At 39.5% G+C, this 17,699-nt stretch carries 13 protein-coding genes; 11 read left to right on the forward strand and 2 right to left on the reverse strand.

Annotation, left to right across the window (positions count from 1 at the left end; translation table 11 throughout):
* Nucleotides 1–37: 37 nt before the first annotated feature.
* From AC1M89_RS01715 to AC1M89_RS01730, 4 genes are all read left to right on the forward strand, one after another.
* Nucleotides 38–1,336 (forward strand): ABC1 kinase family protein, encoded by a 1,299-nt coding sequence (locus AC1M89_RS01715; RefSeq protein ID WP_481586997.1) that lies wholly within the window; start codon nucleotides 38–40, stop codon nucleotides 1,334–1,336.
* Between the two features lie 119 nt (nucleotides 1,337–1,455).
* Nucleotides 1,456–1,836 carry a dihydroneopterin aldolase gene (folB, locus tag AC1M89_RS01720; protein WP_481589834.1) on the forward strand — a complete coding sequence of 127 codons (381 nt, stop codon included), beginning with the start codon at nucleotides 1,456–1,458 and terminating at the stop codon, nucleotides 1,834–1,836.
* Complete coding sequence (locus tag AC1M89_RS01725) at nucleotides 1,793–2,248, forward strand: 2-amino-4-hydroxy-6-hydroxymethyldihydropteridine diphosphokinase (protein WP_481589835.1); 456 nt, start codon at nucleotides 1,793–1,795, stop codon at nucleotides 2,246–2,248. Before folB ends, AC1M89_RS01725 begins: the two co-directional genes overlap by 44 nt.
* A gap of 146 nt (nucleotides 2,249–2,394) precedes the next feature.
* Nucleotides 2,395–2,943, forward strand: coding sequence for a DUF2799 domain-containing protein (locus AC1M89_RS01730; protein WP_481608392.1), 549 nt, complete (start codon nucleotides 2,395–2,397; stop codon nucleotides 2,941–2,943).
* Nucleotides 2,944–2,971: 28 nt separating this feature from the next.
* Here AC1M89_RS01730 and coq7 read toward each other — a convergent pair whose 3' ends face one another.
* Nucleotides 2,972–3,607, reverse strand: coding sequence for a 2-polyprenyl-3-methyl-6-methoxy-1,4-benzoquinone monooxygenase (coq7, locus tag AC1M89_RS01735; protein ID WP_481588376.1), 636 nt, complete (start codon nucleotides 3,605–3,607; stop codon nucleotides 2,972–2,974).
* A gap of 4 nt (nucleotides 3,608–3,611) precedes the next feature.
* Complete coding sequence (locus AC1M89_RS01740; RefSeq protein ID WP_481613767.1) at nucleotides 3,612–4,931, reverse strand: MFS transporter; 1,320 nt, start codon at nucleotides 4,929–4,931, stop codon at nucleotides 3,612–3,614.
* 176 nt (nucleotides 4,932–5,107) lie between these two features.
* Between AC1M89_RS01740 and AC1M89_RS01745 the strand changes: the two genes are divergently transcribed.
* The 7 genes from AC1M89_RS01745 to AC1M89_RS01775 all read left to right on the forward strand — a co-directional run bounded on the left by AC1M89_RS01745 (nucleotide 5,108) and on the right by AC1M89_RS01775 (nucleotide 17,645).
* Nucleotides 5,108–7,867, forward strand: a complete 2,760-nt coding sequence (locus AC1M89_RS01745) for an autotransporter assembly complex protein TamA (protein WP_481608394.1) — start codon at nucleotides 5,108–5,110, stop codon at nucleotides 7,865–7,867.
* A gap of 43 nt (nucleotides 7,868–7,910) precedes the next feature.
* Complete coding sequence (locus tag AC1M89_RS01750; protein ID WP_481613768.1) at nucleotides 7,911–12,434, forward strand: translocation/assembly module TamB domain-containing protein; 4,524 nt, start codon at nucleotides 7,911–7,913, stop codon at nucleotides 12,432–12,434.
* 118 nt (nucleotides 12,435–12,552) lie between these two features.
* Complete coding sequence (locus AC1M89_RS01755) at nucleotides 12,553–12,987, forward strand: I78 family peptidase inhibitor (RefSeq protein ID WP_481608395.1); 435 nt, start codon at nucleotides 12,553–12,555, stop codon at nucleotides 12,985–12,987.
* 73 nt (nucleotides 12,988–13,060) lie between these two features.
* On the forward strand, nucleotides 13,061–13,438 hold the full coding sequence (locus AC1M89_RS01760; protein ID WP_035267099.1) for a hypothetical protein: 378 nt from the start codon (nucleotides 13,061–13,063) through the stop codon (nucleotides 13,436–13,438).
* Nucleotides 13,439–13,579: 141 nt separating this feature from the next.
* On the forward strand, nucleotides 13,580–13,849 hold the full coding sequence (locus tag AC1M89_RS01765; protein WP_035267100.1) for a hypothetical protein: 270 nt from the start codon (nucleotides 13,580–13,582) through the stop codon (nucleotides 13,847–13,849).
* A 290-nt stretch (nucleotides 13,850–14,139) separates the two neighbouring features.
* Nucleotides 14,140–16,779 carry a bifunctional aconitate hydratase 2/2-methylisocitrate dehydratase gene (locus tag AC1M89_RS01770; protein ID WP_481587005.1) on the forward strand — a complete coding sequence of 880 codons (2,640 nt, stop codon included), beginning with the start codon at nucleotides 14,140–14,142 and terminating at the stop codon, nucleotides 16,777–16,779.
* 59 nt (nucleotides 16,780–16,838) lie between these two features.
* Complete coding sequence (locus tag AC1M89_RS01775; protein WP_481613769.1) at nucleotides 16,839–17,645, forward strand: DUF4365 domain-containing protein; 807 nt, start codon at nucleotides 16,839–16,841, stop codon at nucleotides 17,643–17,645.
* Nucleotides 17,646–17,699 lie beyond the last annotated feature (54 nt).

Here is a 17,699-nt window from a genome sequence, read left to right on the forward strand (position 1 = left end):
TGCTACACTCAACATATCGAAATTTAATATCGACATTATGAAAAATAATATTTGGTTAGATGGTTTACGCTCAGTGGCCCGTGTAGGTGAAACTGCGGTCATTGCTGCGCGAGCAGGGATTAAATACGCGACAGAAAAACCGAGTAATGCGAAATTAATGCGCGAAACTTTCGAGTCACTTGGTTCAACGTATATTAAGTTGGGACAGTTTATTGCCAGTACGCCTTCATTATTTCCACGTGAATATGTTGAGGAATTTCAAGGGTGTTTAGATCAGACACCTAAACTCCCATTTAGCTATATTGAAAGTGTTTTGAATGCTGAGTTTGACGGTCGCGATTTAGGTGAAATTTTCGCATCTATTGATGAAACGCCATTAGCTTCTGCTTCGATCGCACAAGTGCATGCTGCTAAATTGGTGAGCGGCGAAGATGTCGTGATCAAAGTCCAAAAACCTGGTGTTGAAACTATCCTTTATACGGATTTAAATGTCCTACATTGGGCGACCAAGATTCTAGAGAAGGCAGTTCCTAAAGTAAAATTTGCTTCACTTGCGGATATTGTTGAAGAAATCAAAACACGTATGGTTCGTGAAGTTGATTTTATTGAAGAAGCAAAAAATATTGATGATTTTGTTAATTATCTGCACATTACTCAAAATACTAAAGCGACTGCACCAAAGGTATATCATCAATATTCAACACGTCGTGTCCTGACAATGCAGCGTCTTTATGGCGTGCCGTTGACGGATTTCGATGTGGTTCGTCAAGTTTCTAAAGACCCATCACAGGTTTTGATTACTGCCATGAACACATGGTTTGGTAGTTTGATGATGTGTGAAAGTTTCCACGCAGATTTACATGCTGGCAACCTCATGCTTTTGGATGATGGTCGCATTGGATTCATTGATTTTGGTATTGTGGGACAATTAAAGCCTGAAGTATGGACGGCATGTATTGCTTTCATGGATGCATTGCAAAATACCAATTATCCATTGATGGCAGAAAATATGCTGAAAATGGGCATGACCAATACGCAAATTGATACAACAGTTTTGGCAAACGATTTAGAACGATTATTCAGTGGCGTGCTCACAGCTGACCCTCAGCAAATTCTGTCATCTAATCCAGCCGACCTAAATGACATCATGATGGATATGGTGGCTGTAGGTGAGCGTCATGGCATCCGTTTTCCACGGGATTTCGCATTGCTGTTTAAACAAATGCTTTATTTTGATCGTTTTATGAGAATTCTTGCGCCGTACACTGATATTTATGCAGATCAGCGCTTACAAATGGTACAAACAATCGATCCTAATCTTTTGTTGAAACATTAAATCTTAAACAAGTGTTAAAATATCACAGCAAATCCTCAATAGAAGAGGATTTGCTTTTATCGCCTCCCGTCAAGCGTGCTATCACTGTTTGATAGTTTACGAAAAGGTCATGATTGAAGATGGATTCCATATTAATTGAAGGATTGAAAGTTGAAACAGTCATCGGATGTTTTGACTGGGAACGGCAAATCATTCAACCATTATTGCTTGATCTTCATATTGCGACTGATTTAGAGCAGGCATCAAATTCAGATCTTCTCGCTGATACTTTAAATTATGCTGAAATTTGTGAAATCGCTACTCAGACGATTCAAAAAGCTCAACCTGAATTAATTGAATTTGCTGCAAAAATTGTCCTCAAAGCTTTGTTTGAACAATATCCAGCAATTGAGTCTATCCAAATTACTGTGCGTAAGCCTGCTATTATTCCACAAGCTAATTCAGTAGGAATTCGTCTTGAAAGACACCGTAATGATTTATGCGCTAGCATTGGCGAGTAATAGCCAACCGCACAATCATCTGGTGAATGCATTAAAACAAATTGCGTCATTGGGATGTATTACGCGTTCTCCTATCTATGTCATACCTTGTCGAGATGGTGTTGGACAAGATTATTGGAATGCTGCATGTTTATTAGAATCAAAGCGGCAAGTCAATGAAATTACCAATCTTTTAAAAGCGCTGGAAAAAGCTTCTGGTCGAGTCCGTCCGTCACATGATATTTCTTTGGATGTAGATCTCATTGCATGGGGAAATACGCTCCAAAATATGCAATTTAATCCAAAAAAAATGCCATTAGCCTTAGATGTTAAAATTCCAATGTTTGATATTTGGGAAAATCCATTATTTGAGCATGAAGCGCATCATTTTCCTCAAGTGTCACTAGATGGTTCATTTTCTAAAATAGGATGAGTTTCGCCGAATAGTCCATCGGTAGCATTGATCAAATATGTCTTTGATACGGAAATAGGCTGTGATGTAACAATAATCAGCTTCTTTTAAATGGACTAATTTTTATAATACGCCACTTCAAAATAAATAAGCTCCATATCAAGAAGATGTATAAAATTATTGTGTTAAGCGCAATTTTGGCGTTCCTCTCAGGTTGTGCAACGCTTTCCCCTCAAGAGTGTCGAACTGCTCAATGGTCGGAAATAGGTGAAAAAGATGGAAGCAGTGGTTATTCGAATCGCATTGTTAAACATCAAAAAGCCTGTTCAAAAGTGAATATTGAACCTGATCACAAGTTATATGAACAAGGTTACCAAATTGGGCTTCGTTCATATTGTCAACCCGAAGTTATTTTCGATGGAGCTTTGGATGGAAGAGGTGGGTATAGGGTTTGTCCATCAGAGTTACATGCCCAATTAGCACCCTTTTATAATGTGGCCGATCAGTACTATCGTTCTAAGAAAGACAAAGATGCTAAAGATAAAGAAATTGAAACTTATCGAGACTACTTACTGGATGACAAAATCACCAAAGAAAAGAGGGAAGAGTATCTTAAGAAAATAAAGTCCTTAAAGCAGGATAAATTGCGGTTAAATTTGAATTTTAATCATGCTGAGCGTGAATTAAATAAGTTTAGACGATTCCATCATCTATAAAAAATGCGGCCCATGAGCCGCGTTTTTTTTAAATATAATAACTTGTTTTGGTCATGAGTTTGGATATACCCGTCATTGCGATTTTGACCGCAGCTGGTAATTCTACACCACCTGCATTTAGTGCAGTATCTCGATGCTGAAGTTCATCCTGATTCATCTGTGTCAAAATTTGACGAGAGCGTTCATCATGCGGTGGGAGTTGGTCAAGATGGTGTTGCAAATGCAGACTCACTTGGCGTTCAGTTTCTGCAACGAAGCCTAAACTGTATTTGTCACCAGCAATACCTGCAATCGCACCCATACCAAAAGAAAGACCATACCATACAGGATTGAGTAGACTTGTATGACTATCTAACTCTTTTAAACGATCTTCACACCATGCTAAATGATCTTGTTCTTCAATCGCGGCATGCTCCATTTCACGACGAACATTAGGTAATTTAGCTGTCAATGCTTGACCGTGATAAAGCGCTTGAGCGCAGACTTCACCACTGTGATTAACACGCATGAGTCCAGCAACATGCCTTGCTTCACTCACTGCGAGATGAGTCTCTGCTTGACTTGCTGGATTTTCACGTTGTGAGGTGGTGGTGCCTGGAACCAAACTACGCAGTGCTTGATCAAATGAATGGATAAATTTATCTAGACCTGTGTAGTGACGCATAACCTTAATCCTCTAAATCAATTTGAGCATTTTTTAACATTGGTTTTAAGCGTGTTAATAACCAAATCGTGTACATAGCACTCAATATCGCTGTAATACTGAATAGAATCTTAATATCAATACTTAAGATACTTAAAATAATAATGGAGAATATAGCAGAAGACACCATGAATACTGCATTCATAATGTTATTAGCAGCCACTATACGAGCACGATGTGAACACGGTGAATAGGCTTGCATCATGGCATATAGCGGAACAATATAAAAACCGCCACTGATCCCTAATAATGTAACTGCAATCATCACATGATAATAGATCACACCAGAATTAAACATGTCTGATATGCCAATAAAATCGCCAGTCCTTTCAGGAACAAAGGCTAAACTTCCTGCTAAATAGAAGGCGAAAACGGTTAAGCCTACTGCACCAATAGGCACCATTTTAATATTGACCTCTGAGCCACCAATTTTTCGGCATAGCAATGAACCTACACCAATACCCACAGAAAAAAAGGTAAGGAGGAGGCTGACCACATTTTCATTGGCGTGTAGATTTTGCTGAGTCATTTGAGGAATTTGAGTTAAATAAGTCGCGCCGTAAAACCAATACCAAGAATTACCCAATAAAATGGTAAAGATGAGGGGTAAACTTTTTGCATAACGTATGGTTTGAAAACTGGTTCGAAAGAAATTCCAATCGACATTGATATGATTTTCACGGACTTTTTGTTTGATAATGAAGCGACTACAACTATAACCAAGTATCGCGATGGTCAAGACCGTCAGGCTGATCCAAACTAAGTTGCCTTCAGAGTTTGAAATCACTACACCACCCAAGATCATCCCCATCAATATTGCAATGGAAGTACCTGACTGAAATAAAGCATTACCCGACATCAATTCATTCGGTTTTAATATTTCAGGGAGAATGGCGTATTTAATCGGTCCGAAGAAGGTACTGTGAGTACCCATGAGGAACAATGCTAATAACAATAGCCATAAATTGCCGAGTAAAAATCCAGCAGTACCAATCAGCATAATCAAGATTTCAAGCAATTTGATATTACGAATCAAGAAAGAGCGTTCGTATTTGTCTGCAATTTGTCCTGCAGTCGCTGAAAAAATGAAGTAAGGTAGAATAAAGAGAAGTGCAGCTAGATTATTCAGTGTGCTTACGCTTGCGGTCTGTTGTTGAATCCAACCATAGGTAATGACAAGCAATAAGGATTGTTTAAAGACATTATCGTTTAAGGCTCCAAAAAATTGAGTCAAAAACATAGGTAAAAAACGGCGCGAACTCAGTAGATGCTCTTGTTTTTGCATGACAATTCAGCTTTTTTAAAAATTATTAAGAAATGTGATGATTTAGTAACAATATCGGAAAATCATGTATCATATTTTCATCCTAAAAATTTCGAAAATACTAGAAATTTGATTCAGTTAGCTTGAGTGAAAAATCCGTATTTTCTATTTAAAATATAAAGTATTCAGAGCGCAGTATGCCATCGAAAACACAATTTAAAAAATCATTACTTTCCCAATGTGTACAGCACACATGGATATCAAATGATATCAATAAATGGTTCTATGCAAGTGTTTTTTTAGGTGCTCTTTCTTCACCTGTGTTATTTGCAGCCGATACAGTGGTTTCAAGTCAGGAGCTTGAGCCTGCGACATCCGTACAAGCCATCGAAAATAATAAACAAAAAATAGAAAACGTTGCGCAGCAACAGGGATTGTCAAAAGAAAAAATTGAAAGTATTGATCAAAAAATAGATCAGTTGAGTGGGCAAGATGATTTTAATAGTTATGAAATGCTTCAGCAGCAAGAGCAATTGAGTCCACAAGAGCAATTCAAGCCGATAGAATTTGATGATTTGGAGTTGCTGCCTGAGGAGAGTGTGGACCCCCGACTTGCAAATGAAATTTTATCAGTCGCTGAAGAAGCCAAGCAGCAAGCGCAAAATTTCAGATCAGGTTTGACGACGACTCCAGCCATTCAAGTACAAGATCTACCTGCGAATTACATTTCAGAAGCTGAGTTAACAAAAGCACCAGTCAACATTGATCAGTTGATGCAAAATATTCAGTCTGATCGTCAGATTGAGGTGTCTGAAAATGTGGAAGGACGTTCATTATCCGTTCAAACCCAAGAACCTGAAAATAAAGAACCAGAAAAAGTAAATGTGTTTAAACGCATTTTCTACAAAATACGTCCTCCACGTCTTAATCAGCCCGCTGCTGTGCCACGTATTACCGCAGATGTTACAGGCGCACCTAAACCACTCGCGGACAATATCAAAGCAAAGTTATCATCATTCACAGTTGAGTCATTTTCAGATTTCAATGCTGCCGTCCCGCAACTCCGTAATATGACTGTCCAAGCTGCACAAGCCGTAGGTTATTACGATGCTGAATTTAAGTTTGAAAAAGTCAGTGATAACCGAGTGCGTGTCAATGTCACACCTCATAATCCAGTAGTGGTGCGAGAACAAAATATTGAATTTACTGGGCCTGGGCAGAATCTTGCTCAATTGCAAGTGATTCGAGTGCTTCCTGATTTGGAGGTGGGTGATATTTTCGATCATGGTAAATACGAAGCGACAAAAGCTCGAATCATTGAAGCGGCGAATAACAACGGTTTCTTTGATTATTATTGGCGAATGCACGATGTCATGTTGGCCCGCCCTCAAAATCAAGCAGATATAAATTTGAAGATGGAAACAGGTGAACGTTATAAGCTGGATGATGTGCAGTTTAGAATGAGTGATCCATCAAAAAAATTACCGATTCGTGAAGATATTTTAAGAACATTAGCTCCTTGGCAAGAAGGCGCAGACTTTACCGCTTGGCGTGTAAATGTATTAGCCAACAACTTAACCAATTCACGTTATTTTAACTATAGCCTCGTTGACGCTGTTAAACCTGATCCAATTATTAAGCCGCTTGAACTCGCACCTGATTTGCAGGCTTTGGTGGATGAGCAAAAAATCGATCGAAGTTTATTAACAGGTCAAGAAAAGGCTGAACAACAAACAAGTTCATCAGAAGAAGTCACGCAGAATGTAGCAGATGAAACTCAATTTGCGGGTGGAAATGAACGTCGTACTTTGCAAGAGCGTAATGATGCTGATAATCAAGCGCAAGCCAAGCAGGAAGAAACTGAGCGTTTACAAGCCTTAGCACGTGAAGAGAAAAAAATCCCTGTCATCGTGACATTGAATGCGGATAAATTAAATAGTGTTGAAGCGGGTATTGGTTATGGTACTGATACCGGTGTGCGCTTACGAAGTCAGTACCGCCGTTCTATTGTGAATGAACGTGGTCATTCATTTGATGCAAACTTGGAGTTGTCACAAGTCAGACAATCGATTGATGGTCGCTATAATATTCCATATAAACACCCATTAAATGATTATGTCAGTCTAGTTGGTGGTTACGAGCGTGAAGATCGTGATGAAATTGGGAATGGATTAAATCTCATTGTGGAATCCGCCGTTGCCGGAGCTGACAGAATTATTAAAGGTGCGCGTCGTGATTGGCAGCATATTTTTGGTGTGCGTTATCGTCTAGATCGTATGACGATTGAAGGTGATATTCCTGAGACACTTGACCCAGATACCAATTGGGATGAAATTCCAGAGTTCGTCGTTGCAACGGGTAATGATGAGCAGCAATCTTTATTACTTGGTTATGAAGCCACTAAAGTCACCAGTGATAATCGATTAAATCCGACAAAAGGATTTAAACAAAACTACAAAATCCAATTGGGGAGTGAAAGCCTGCTATCCGATGCTGATATGGCGATTGTAAATGCGAACTGGAAATTTTTATATTCATTAGGCAGTAACAATGATCATCAATTCATTGGTGGGGCAAACCTCGGTTATATCATCACAGAAGATTTTCAAAAAGTGCCCTATAACTTGAGATTCTTTGAAGGGGGTGACCAAAGTCTACGAGGCTTTGACTATAAGAGTTTGTCCCCTATGGAATTTGGATATAAAGTCGGAGGTCAAGCGCGTGCGATTGGGACTTTAGAGTACAATTACCAATTTAAAGAAGGCTGGCGCGCCGCGTTATTTAGTGATTTTGGTAATGCTTATGATGAAAAATTTACCAATGATACTGAATATAGCATAGGAGCAGGAATCCGCTGGAACTCTCCAATTGGTCCAATTCGTCTAGATGTGGCATCGGGGATATCTGATCCTGGTAAACCGATTCGTCTACATTTCTTTATCGGGCCGCAACTTTAATATTTAAGATAATAAAAGTACTCAATCATTTTTTGGAATAAGTATGGCTGAAGACATCCAGCAGCAACCTGAGCAACAACCTGATCAAAACGTGACGCCACAGCGAAGTTTATTGCGCCGTGTATTGCTGATCATTTTATTTATTCTGATCTTTTTTGTGGCTTCGCTTGCCGTAATGTTTTCAACAGACAAAGGCAGTAAATTCTTACTTGACCGTGCTTTGTCCACTCAACAGATTATTCAGTATGAATATGAAGGTGGAAATTTACTTCAAGGCATTATTCTAAAAAATGTATTGGTGACGCTGAAATCAGTTGATGTGAAAATTGATAGAGCTGATGTCACTTTGGGTTGGCGTGCCATATTAGATAAAGAAATTCATTTGAATCGTGCCGATGTCCGAAATTTGCGTGTCATTAACAAGTCACCGCCAAGTGATGAGCCATTTAAGTTTAGTGAAATTAAACTCCCTTTTGTTTTACGTGTTGATCAAGCCGATATCGATCAATTGGTCATTCAGACTTCAAGTTCTAAAGTACAATTTAATGACATTATCCTAAACGAAGCACTATGGTCAGGTACTGAGCTTAAGTTTGAAGATTCGCAGTTTGATATGGGTTATTTGTCTGTAAAAAAAGCAACAGGTCAGATGGATTTTAAAGGTAAATATCCGTTAGATGCGCAAGCGGTTGTAAGACTCCCATCTTTAAAGTCGATCAACGTTGAGGATATTTATGTCCATGCAAAAGGCTCTTTAGATACCATTCAAGCGGGCATTGCCACACGTACCCCTGATTTATTAACAGGTTGGGCAGTGGTACATCCAGTTCGAAAAAATGTACCAATGCAAGGTGCTTTAAACTTTAAAGATTATCACTGGCCTTTAATGCTAGAGCAGGAGCTCTTATCTAAACAAGGAGTTGCTAAGTTTTCTGGAGATATCCAACGTTTGAATTTGGATATTAATACCGATATTTCTGGTAAAAATATTCCTCAAGGACAATATACTGCGCTGGCGCATACAGATCTCGTCAATCAATTGAATATTTCAAACCTCAATGGCCAATTGATGAATGGGGCGCTGAATCTTGCGGGTGTCTTAGGATGGAAGGATAAAGTCACTTGGGATGTGCAAGGTCGCTTAGATAAAATCAATCCAAAAGATAAAGTGATTCCACAAGTGGTGCAAGATTTTCTGCCAGAACGTTTGGATGCCAAAATCGCCTCAGCTGGGTCGTTAGAGAAGGGATTAGCTCTCACAGCACTTATTGATTTTGACCAATATGAAACATGGAATTTAAATCTTAATCAAGCTGAACAAAAAAATAATAAACCGAATCCGATGTTGCTAGATGTCGCTTGGAAAAATATTGATCGTGCTGTTCCGTACATTGGTTGGTTAAGTAGTGAATCTGGGGATGTAAAACTTGCTTTAGTTGAAGGTCAACAAAATATTCATGTGGCAACCGTAGTTGGTGCAAATGAAAAAGGAACTTTACCTGCTGGCAAATACAATGCCCAATTAGACCTTAAAGGGAATGATCTTCATGTTCCTTCATTTATCTATCAAGCAGATGGAAAAGGATCTTTACAAGCAAATGCCAAGGTTGAATTACCATCTGATCAAAGACAGTTGAAGTGGAATGCGGTGCTTAATGCAAAAGACTTTAATCCGCAAACCATCAGTTCTGCTGCTCCTGTAAATTTATTAAATGGACAAATTCAAGCGAGTGGCTTTGCTCGACCTAACCAGCAAATTATTCAGTTAAATCAGATCAATCTTTCAGGTCAACTTGCCAATCAAAATCCACCGGAAACAATTAAGCTGACTGGCTCAAGTACAGCAGCCATTCTTCTACATGATGAAAAGTCGGGTGGTGGCTTTAAAGGCTTCGCAGTAAATTATGATGGTGCATTACATGCAAGCCAACTGCCACAAGGGGATGGTCAGCTTAAAATACGTGTAGCAGGCACACCTCAGCGCATCAATATTTCCGAATTTAAACATCAGGGTGCTGCGGGTCAGATCAATGCCAATGGTTTAGTCAATTTAGCCAATGGAATCGGATGGGACATTAATGCTTCTTTAATACGCTTTAAGCCTCATTATTTTGTTTCAAGTGTTAAAGGGGAAATTTCAGGTAATGTCAAAACGGATGGTGTTTGGTCAGATCGTTTGAAAAAAATTAATATTGATCGACTCAATCTCGCTGGCATGATCAATAAAAAACCGCTGAGAGCAAAAGGTAATCTTGCTGTTATTCTTAATTCGAATCAGACAGGTTTCCTACCACAACAGTTTGAAGCCAATAATTTGTATTTTGTGTATGCGCAGAATCAGATTCAAGCCGAAGGGAATGCTCAGAATCTTCGCGTTAAGATTGACGCGCCTGCATTATTTGAGCTTTATCCTGGTTTACGTGGTCGTGCGCAAGGTTTTGTTAACGTGCAGTCTCAACCGAGATTGTCTGCAACTGCGAATGTGAGGGTGAATAACTTTGGTTTCAATGATCTTGTCAGTATCAAATCACTCAACATCCAAGGGGAATTACCAACTTCAGACACAGTGCCTACTGCATTAACTGCAAGAATGGACAGTTTAAGAAGTGGCAATCGTGAGATTCAAAACGCTGAAGTCTCAATTGCTGGTACACGAAAAGCACATTTATTGAAAGTGCAAGCCTCGAACAAGCTGTCTAAATTTTATGTGCAACTGGCAGGTGGATTTAATCCTGCGAATGATTGGTTAGGTCAAATTCAAAAAGGTGACTTTGACTCTGCACGGGTGCATTTAAAACAGGCCCAATCTGCCCCTGTGATTTATAATACTGCGAAAACAGAATTATTTGTGGGTGCTCATTGCTGGACCAGTAATCAAAGCCAACTTTGCTTTGATCAGCCCTTACGTGTGAGTAAGACCAAAGGTAGCGCTTCATTTATGAGTCGGAATTTAGATCTTGGTGACTTTGCCGCATTTATGCCTGAAGGTTTCGCAATTACAGGTAAATTGGATGGTTATGCTAAAGCGTCTTGGGGGCAAGGCATTCAACCAAAAATCGATGCCAAACTTGTTACGCGTAATGGTGTTGTCGGTCTAGCAGCTGCCGATCCTGATGATATCAGCACTACAATGAACTACGATGAAGTAAGTCTTATTGCGCGAAGTATTCGTGAAGGATTATTACTTCGTGCTGATTTGAAAGCTCCGAATATTGGGACTGGATATGCAAATGTTGTGGTGAATCCATTTGTTGATTCGAAACCAATGCGTGGTGAAGTTGCTCTGAGTCAAGTACAACTGAAAATTTTAAAACCATTCATTTCGGATGTGCGTAAAATCGATGGTAATTTATCCCTTGCGGGTAAAATCAGTGGGACATTGACTCAACCGTTATTTAACGGCGAAATGCGACTTAAAAATGGTTCAATCAGCATGATTTCGTTACCTGTTAATCTCACGAATATTCAGCTGTATTCATCTATTCGTCAAAACCAAGCGACGATCGATGGCGCTTTCAATAGTGGTCGAGGTGTGGGTAAGTTAACGGGTGATATCGATTGGAAAAATGATCCTAGAATTCGTTTAAAACTCAAAGGTGATAATTTATTTATTCGCCAAGCACCATTAATCACAGCTGTTGTGAACACTGAAATGGATTTAGATGCACGTCCTGTCAGTAAGCAGTTAACTTTGAATGGTAAAGTTGAAGTGCCGCGTGCGCTGATTTCAATGCCAGAATCGAGCGCGTCCGTAGTGCCTTTATCAGCCGATGTTCGAGTGGTACGTGAAGGTGATAATCAACTCGCGGTACTTAAGGCTGCAAAGCCATGGGATATCCGCGCTGACTTAGAATTAAATTTAGGAAACCAAGTGATTTTCCAAGGCTTTAATAGTCGTATTCCATTGCTTGGGCGAATTTATTTAACGCAACGCGGATTAGAAACTGCCATGCGTGCCAATGGTGCGATTGGTGTAAGTAAACGCGTTACCATTGAAGCTTATGGGCAGTCTTTAGAACTAAGTCGTGCAATTGCGCGTTTCAATGGTGCATTGTCTAACCCAACCCTTGAGGTTGAAGCAAGTAAACTCATTTCAGGCAGTACAGTTGGTGTGCGTGTTACTGGAACTGCAAGCAGTCCAAATATCCAAGTCTTTAATGATGCGGGATTATCTGAACAAGAAGCAATGAATGCCTTGATTACAGGTCGAATCAATGAAGGTTCAAGTAGCTTGAGTCAAGCAGAAGGCTTTAAGTCAGATGTGAACAATACCATTGCTGCAGCGGGGATTAGCTTAGGGCTTGGTGGTACACGTGCTTTGACCAATCAAATTGGACAGACATTTGGGTTAAGTGGTCTTGCTCTTGATGCGCAAGGAACAGGTGATGATACTCAAGTGAGTGTGACAGGTTATCTGACCCCTGATTTATATATTCGATATGGTGTAGGTGTCTTTACGCCAGTCAATAAATTGACACTACGATATCAGATGAACCAAAGACTCTATCTGGAAGCAAGTCAGTCTTTAGAAAAAGCCATTGATATTTTCTACAACTGGCGATTCTAAAAGGTAAAAGGGCTTCAATCGAAGCCTTTTTTAATTCACTGTATAAACCGAAATTAAATTTAAGCCCTATTGTTAAAATGCTAGACTTAAAATTTATCGGACAAGAAAGAATTAAAAAATGAAAACAATTGCAATATTCATCGCGATGATAGCGGCAACACTCATGGCGGGCTGTCAAACCACTCAAACTGAGCAACTTACTCCAAAAATTGGAATGGCTAATCCTGCAAGCAAATTTTGTGTTCAACAAGGTGGAAAATTAGAAATACGCGATGAGGCAAATGGTCAAGTGGGTTATTGCCAGTTGCCAGATGGTGTTGTGGTAGAGGAATGGGAACTATTTAGACATCATCAAAATATTTGCAAGCCTGAAGAAGCGAAAAAATTAGTCGGCATTCATAATCTTGATGATCAACAGATTTTGAATAAAACCAAAGCCAAAATTATTCGCCGTGTCGGACCAAATGATCTGGTTACTATGGATTATCGAAATGATCGTATTACAGTAACCGTGGATGATCAGAATAAAATTATTCGCTCAAGCTGTGGCTAATGAACGAGAAATGTCATTACACGATTTCCTATTCGGTTTAACTCGATTATCATAGCCGCAACAGGAGAGATGTATGAACAAATTCGTGATTCTGGGTGCTGTACTTGGTTCAGCCGTTTTGCTCAGTGCTTGTGAAGAAAAAAAGCCACTAACCCCTGAAGAAGTCTGGCATGGTTACTGTACCAGTATTGGTAATGCTGCACGCTCTATTTTGCTAGATCGTCAAAATGGTATCGAGAAGACTGCAGCGGTCGAACATGCTTCTAAACTGACCGATCCGACGACGAAGAAATTTGTAGATGCTCAAATTGAGAAGGTTTATGCTTATCCTGCGAATCAATTAGAAGTGGATCGTGATGCATTAATGGCTAAATTCAAAAAAGAAGCAACGGATGAGTGTTTAGCCACTCCTTACGATAAAGATAATCTGCCTGACTACAAACAGTTTTAAGGTGCTTCGATAAGATTGACCATAAATAAGAGGGAAGCGTAAGTTTCCCTTTTTTGTCGAAATTAATTACAAATTTTGATTAGCATTAAAATAGAAAAGCTTATATAAAAATAAGATAAATAAAACAAAAGGAGCGAAACAATGGAAGTGGTCGCATACCTGAATAATGCCGATCTTCTGCTTGAAGATGCCAATGGTGTTGCTGTAATTAATGGCAGCCATTACGTCCTAAGTTTAGGGGATCGAGTCTATCTTAAAAATATGATCAATGAACATGCCAAAATTTATCAGGTACACATTAGTTTTGCCTGTGCCGAACACCGCATGCTACATGATGATGAAATATTGGTCAGATTCGAAGGAACACGAGAAAGTCTGCAACAATATTTAGATCGCACGACTGTCCACTAAGGTTGAATAGTCAAAAAAGGATTTAAAAGGCAACATCTTGTTGCCTTTTATTTATTTCAGATCCGTAAAAGCTTCATGTTAATGTCAGAATTGTTCGATAAAACAACATATTGAACAATGAGTAATCAGAAGAGAGATCATTTAGTAAGAAAATAATGGTCATCACAAAGAAACACTCTTCTTGCATTAACTTTTAACCGGAATTTTAGTAAAATTTAGCAGTCCATATTATTTGCAGGCTTTATAAGCAGGATATTGCAAGTAATTTTTTAAAGAAGAGGAATAACACCGTGCTAGAAGCTTACCGCCAACACGTTGAAGAACGTGCCGCACTCGGAGTCCCACCGAAGCCACTTGATGACGCTCAAACAGCTGCATTAGTTGAATTATTAAAAAATCCACCAGCTGGCGAAGAAGCATTCTTAGTTGATTTGCTTGAAAACCGTGTTCCAGCAGGTGTTGACCAAGCTGCTTACGTAAAAGCTGCTTTCTTGGCTGCTTTGGCGAAAGGTGAAGCGACTTCTCCATTAGTTTCTAAAGAGCGTGCGGTTTACTTACTAGGTACTATGCTTGGTGGTTACAACGTTGCTCCTTTAGTTGAATTATTAGAAGACGCAGCGCTTGGTGCTTTAGCTGCTGAAGCGCTTAAGAAAACACTTCTTGTTTTCGATGCGTTCCATGATGTTGCTGATAAAGCAAAAGCAGGTAACGAAAACGCGAAAGCTGTTCTTCAATCTTGGGCTGACGCTGAATGGTTCACTAGCCGTAAAGATGTTCCAGAAGAAATCAAACTTACAGTTTTCAAAGTTACTGGCGAAACTAACACTGACGACTTGTCACCTGCACAAGACGCTTGGAGCCGTCCAGACATTCCGTTACACGCGAATGCGATGCTTAAAAACGAACGTGATGGTATTAAGCCCGAAGTTCCAGGTGAAGTTGGTCCATTAAGCCAAATCAAAGACTTAATCGCGAAAGGCAATACTGTTGCTTACGTGGGTGACGTTGTTGGTACAGGTTCTTCTCGTAAATCTGCAACAAACTCCGTGCTTTGGTTCTTTGGTGACGAAATCGCTCACATTCCAAACAAGAAAGAAGGCGGTTACTGCTTAGGTTCTAAGATTGCTCCGATTTTCTTCAACACTATGGAAGACGCTGGTGCGTTACCTGTTGAGATCGACGTTGCAAACATGAACATGGGCGACGAAATCACGTTGAAGATTGACAAAGCGACTGCAAAAGTTACAGCGTTCAAAGATGGCGCTCAAATTGCTGAAGCTGAGTTAAAAACTCCAGTACTTCTAGACGAAGTACGTGCGGGTGGTCGTATTAACTTGATCATTGGTCGTGGCTTGACTACTAAAGCACGTGAAGAATTGGGTCTTCCTGCTTCTGACTTGTTCCGTACTCCAGTTCAACCAGCTGCAACTGGCAAAGGCTTCACGCTTGCTCAGAAGATGGTTGGTCGTGCTTGTGGTCTTCCAGAAGGTCAAGGTGTACTTCCAGGTACTTACTGCGAACCTAAGATGACAACTGTTGGTTCTCAAGATACAACAGGTCCAATGACGCGTGACGAATTGAAAGACTTAGCTTGCTTAGGTTTCTCTGCTGACCTCGTAATGCAATCTTTCTGTCATACTGCTGCGTATCCAAAACCAGTTGACGTTCAAATGCAACACACGCTTCCTGATTTCATCATGAACCGTGGTGGTGTTTCTTTACGTCCAGGTGACGGTATTATCCACTCTTGGTTAAACCGTATGCTTCTTCCAGATACAGTTGGTACTGGTGGTGACTCACATACACGTTTCCCAATCGGTATTTCTTTCCCAGCGGGTTCTGGTCTTGTAGCGTTCGCTGCAGCAACTGGTGTTATGCCACTTGATATGCCTGAATCAGTTCTTGTGAAGTTCAAAGGTAAAATGCAACCTGGTATCACTTTACGTGACCTAGTACATGCGATTCCTTACTACGCAATTAAAGAAGGTGACTTAACTGTAGAGAAGAAAGGTAAGAAAAACATCTTCTCTGGTCGTATCTTAGAGATCGACTTATCAGAAATGGAAACTGACTTAACTGTTGAACAAGCGTTCGAGCTTTCTGATGCTTCTGCTGAACGTTCTGCTGCTGGTTGTGCGATCACACTTTCTGAAGAGAAAGTTGCTGAATACCTTCGTTCAAACATCACGATGTTGAAGTGGATGATCTCTGAAGGTTATGGCGATGCTCGTACTATGGCGCGCCGTGTTGAGAACATGGAAAAATGGTTAGCGAATCCATCACTTCTTAAAGCTGATGCTGACGCTGAATACACGAAAGTGTATGAAATCGACCTTGCTGACATCAAAGAACCTATCCTTTGCTGCCCGAACGATCCAGATGATGCAAAACTTCTTTCTGACGTTCAAGGCGACAAAATTGATGAAGTATTCATCGGTTCTTGTATGACGAACATCGGTCACTTCCGTGCAGCTGGTAAACTTTTAGACAAAGTACCTGGTGGTTCTTTATCTACTCGTCTTTGGTTAGCTCCTCCAACTCGTATGGACGAACGCCAATTGATGGAAGAAGGTTTCTACAATACTTATGGTAAAGCTGGCGCGCGTACAGAAATGCCAGGTTGTTCATTATGTATGGGTAACCAAGCACGTGTAGCTCCAAATACAACTGTTGTATCTACTTCTACTCGTAACTTCCCGAACCGTTTAGGTCAAGGTGCAAACGTTTACTTGGCTTCTGCTGAGCTTGCATCTGTTGCTGCGGTACTTGGTAAGTTGCCAACTCCTGAAGAATACCAACAGTATGCTGCTCAAATCGACAGCATGTCTGCGGATATCTACAAGTACTTGAACTTCGATCAAATGAACGATTATACAGACGCTGCTAAAGACGTTGATACCAAGAAAATTGCTGCTGCTCAATTGTCTTAATTAATTGATAATTAAGCAAAGGTAGTTTATAAAAGCTCCACTTAGGTGGGGCTTTTTTTATGAGAATAGATAATAAAATCTTAGATAATTTGGGTGTGCAAACTGTAACTAATTTTATTGAGAATGGTATATTCTGTGGATGGCAAGACTATTTTGCAAAAAATGATAATGCTTTTGATGGCATGATAATAATGCGAAAGGGTAGAAGTAAAGTTGTTGAAACAGGAGGTGTGATTTTTGTTCAAATAAAATGTGGTCGGACAGGAGGTTATAAAATTCTTAGAAATAAAGATCCAGACCATATAGGAGTTAAAGTTGGTAGAGACTATATTGAATCTCATCGTGAAAGATGGAATAAAGTTGATTCACCATCAATCTTAATTTTTATTGATGCTGATAATTATAATTTTGATAATCCTGATAATAAATCGTTGGACGGTTACTGGGTTAATTTGAAACATAATAATGCTTATTGTCAGATTAATAAGAATTTAATAAGAGTACCTAAGAAAAATAAATTAAATTTACACACTAAAAGTGAATTTCATAAATTATGTGGTGACAAGGTTAATGAATACAAGTTAGATAAGTTATTTATCAAAAATGATGATTGTTTACCAGTAGCACTAGGTAGAAATACTTATTTAAAAAAGGATGCTTGGAGTTATTATAAAAATTGGGCTTTAAATACTAATGAGCATTTTCATTCTAAATTGGGACGTATTTTAGTTAATCGAGTAGGGTGGAAACATATTACACGTAAAGGACGTGCGAATAATAGGATAGTAGCATCTTGGTTGTTATTACCGGTTGCGAGAAAGATGATTAGAAGCGTAAAAGATTATCAGCGATTAGGAGAGAGTTGAGATTTCCTACCATAAAGGTGATGGTTTAATTTTGGTTCGAGATTATTTAAGTTT

Source organism: Acinetobacter sp. ANC_7635, from assembly GCF_056779945.1.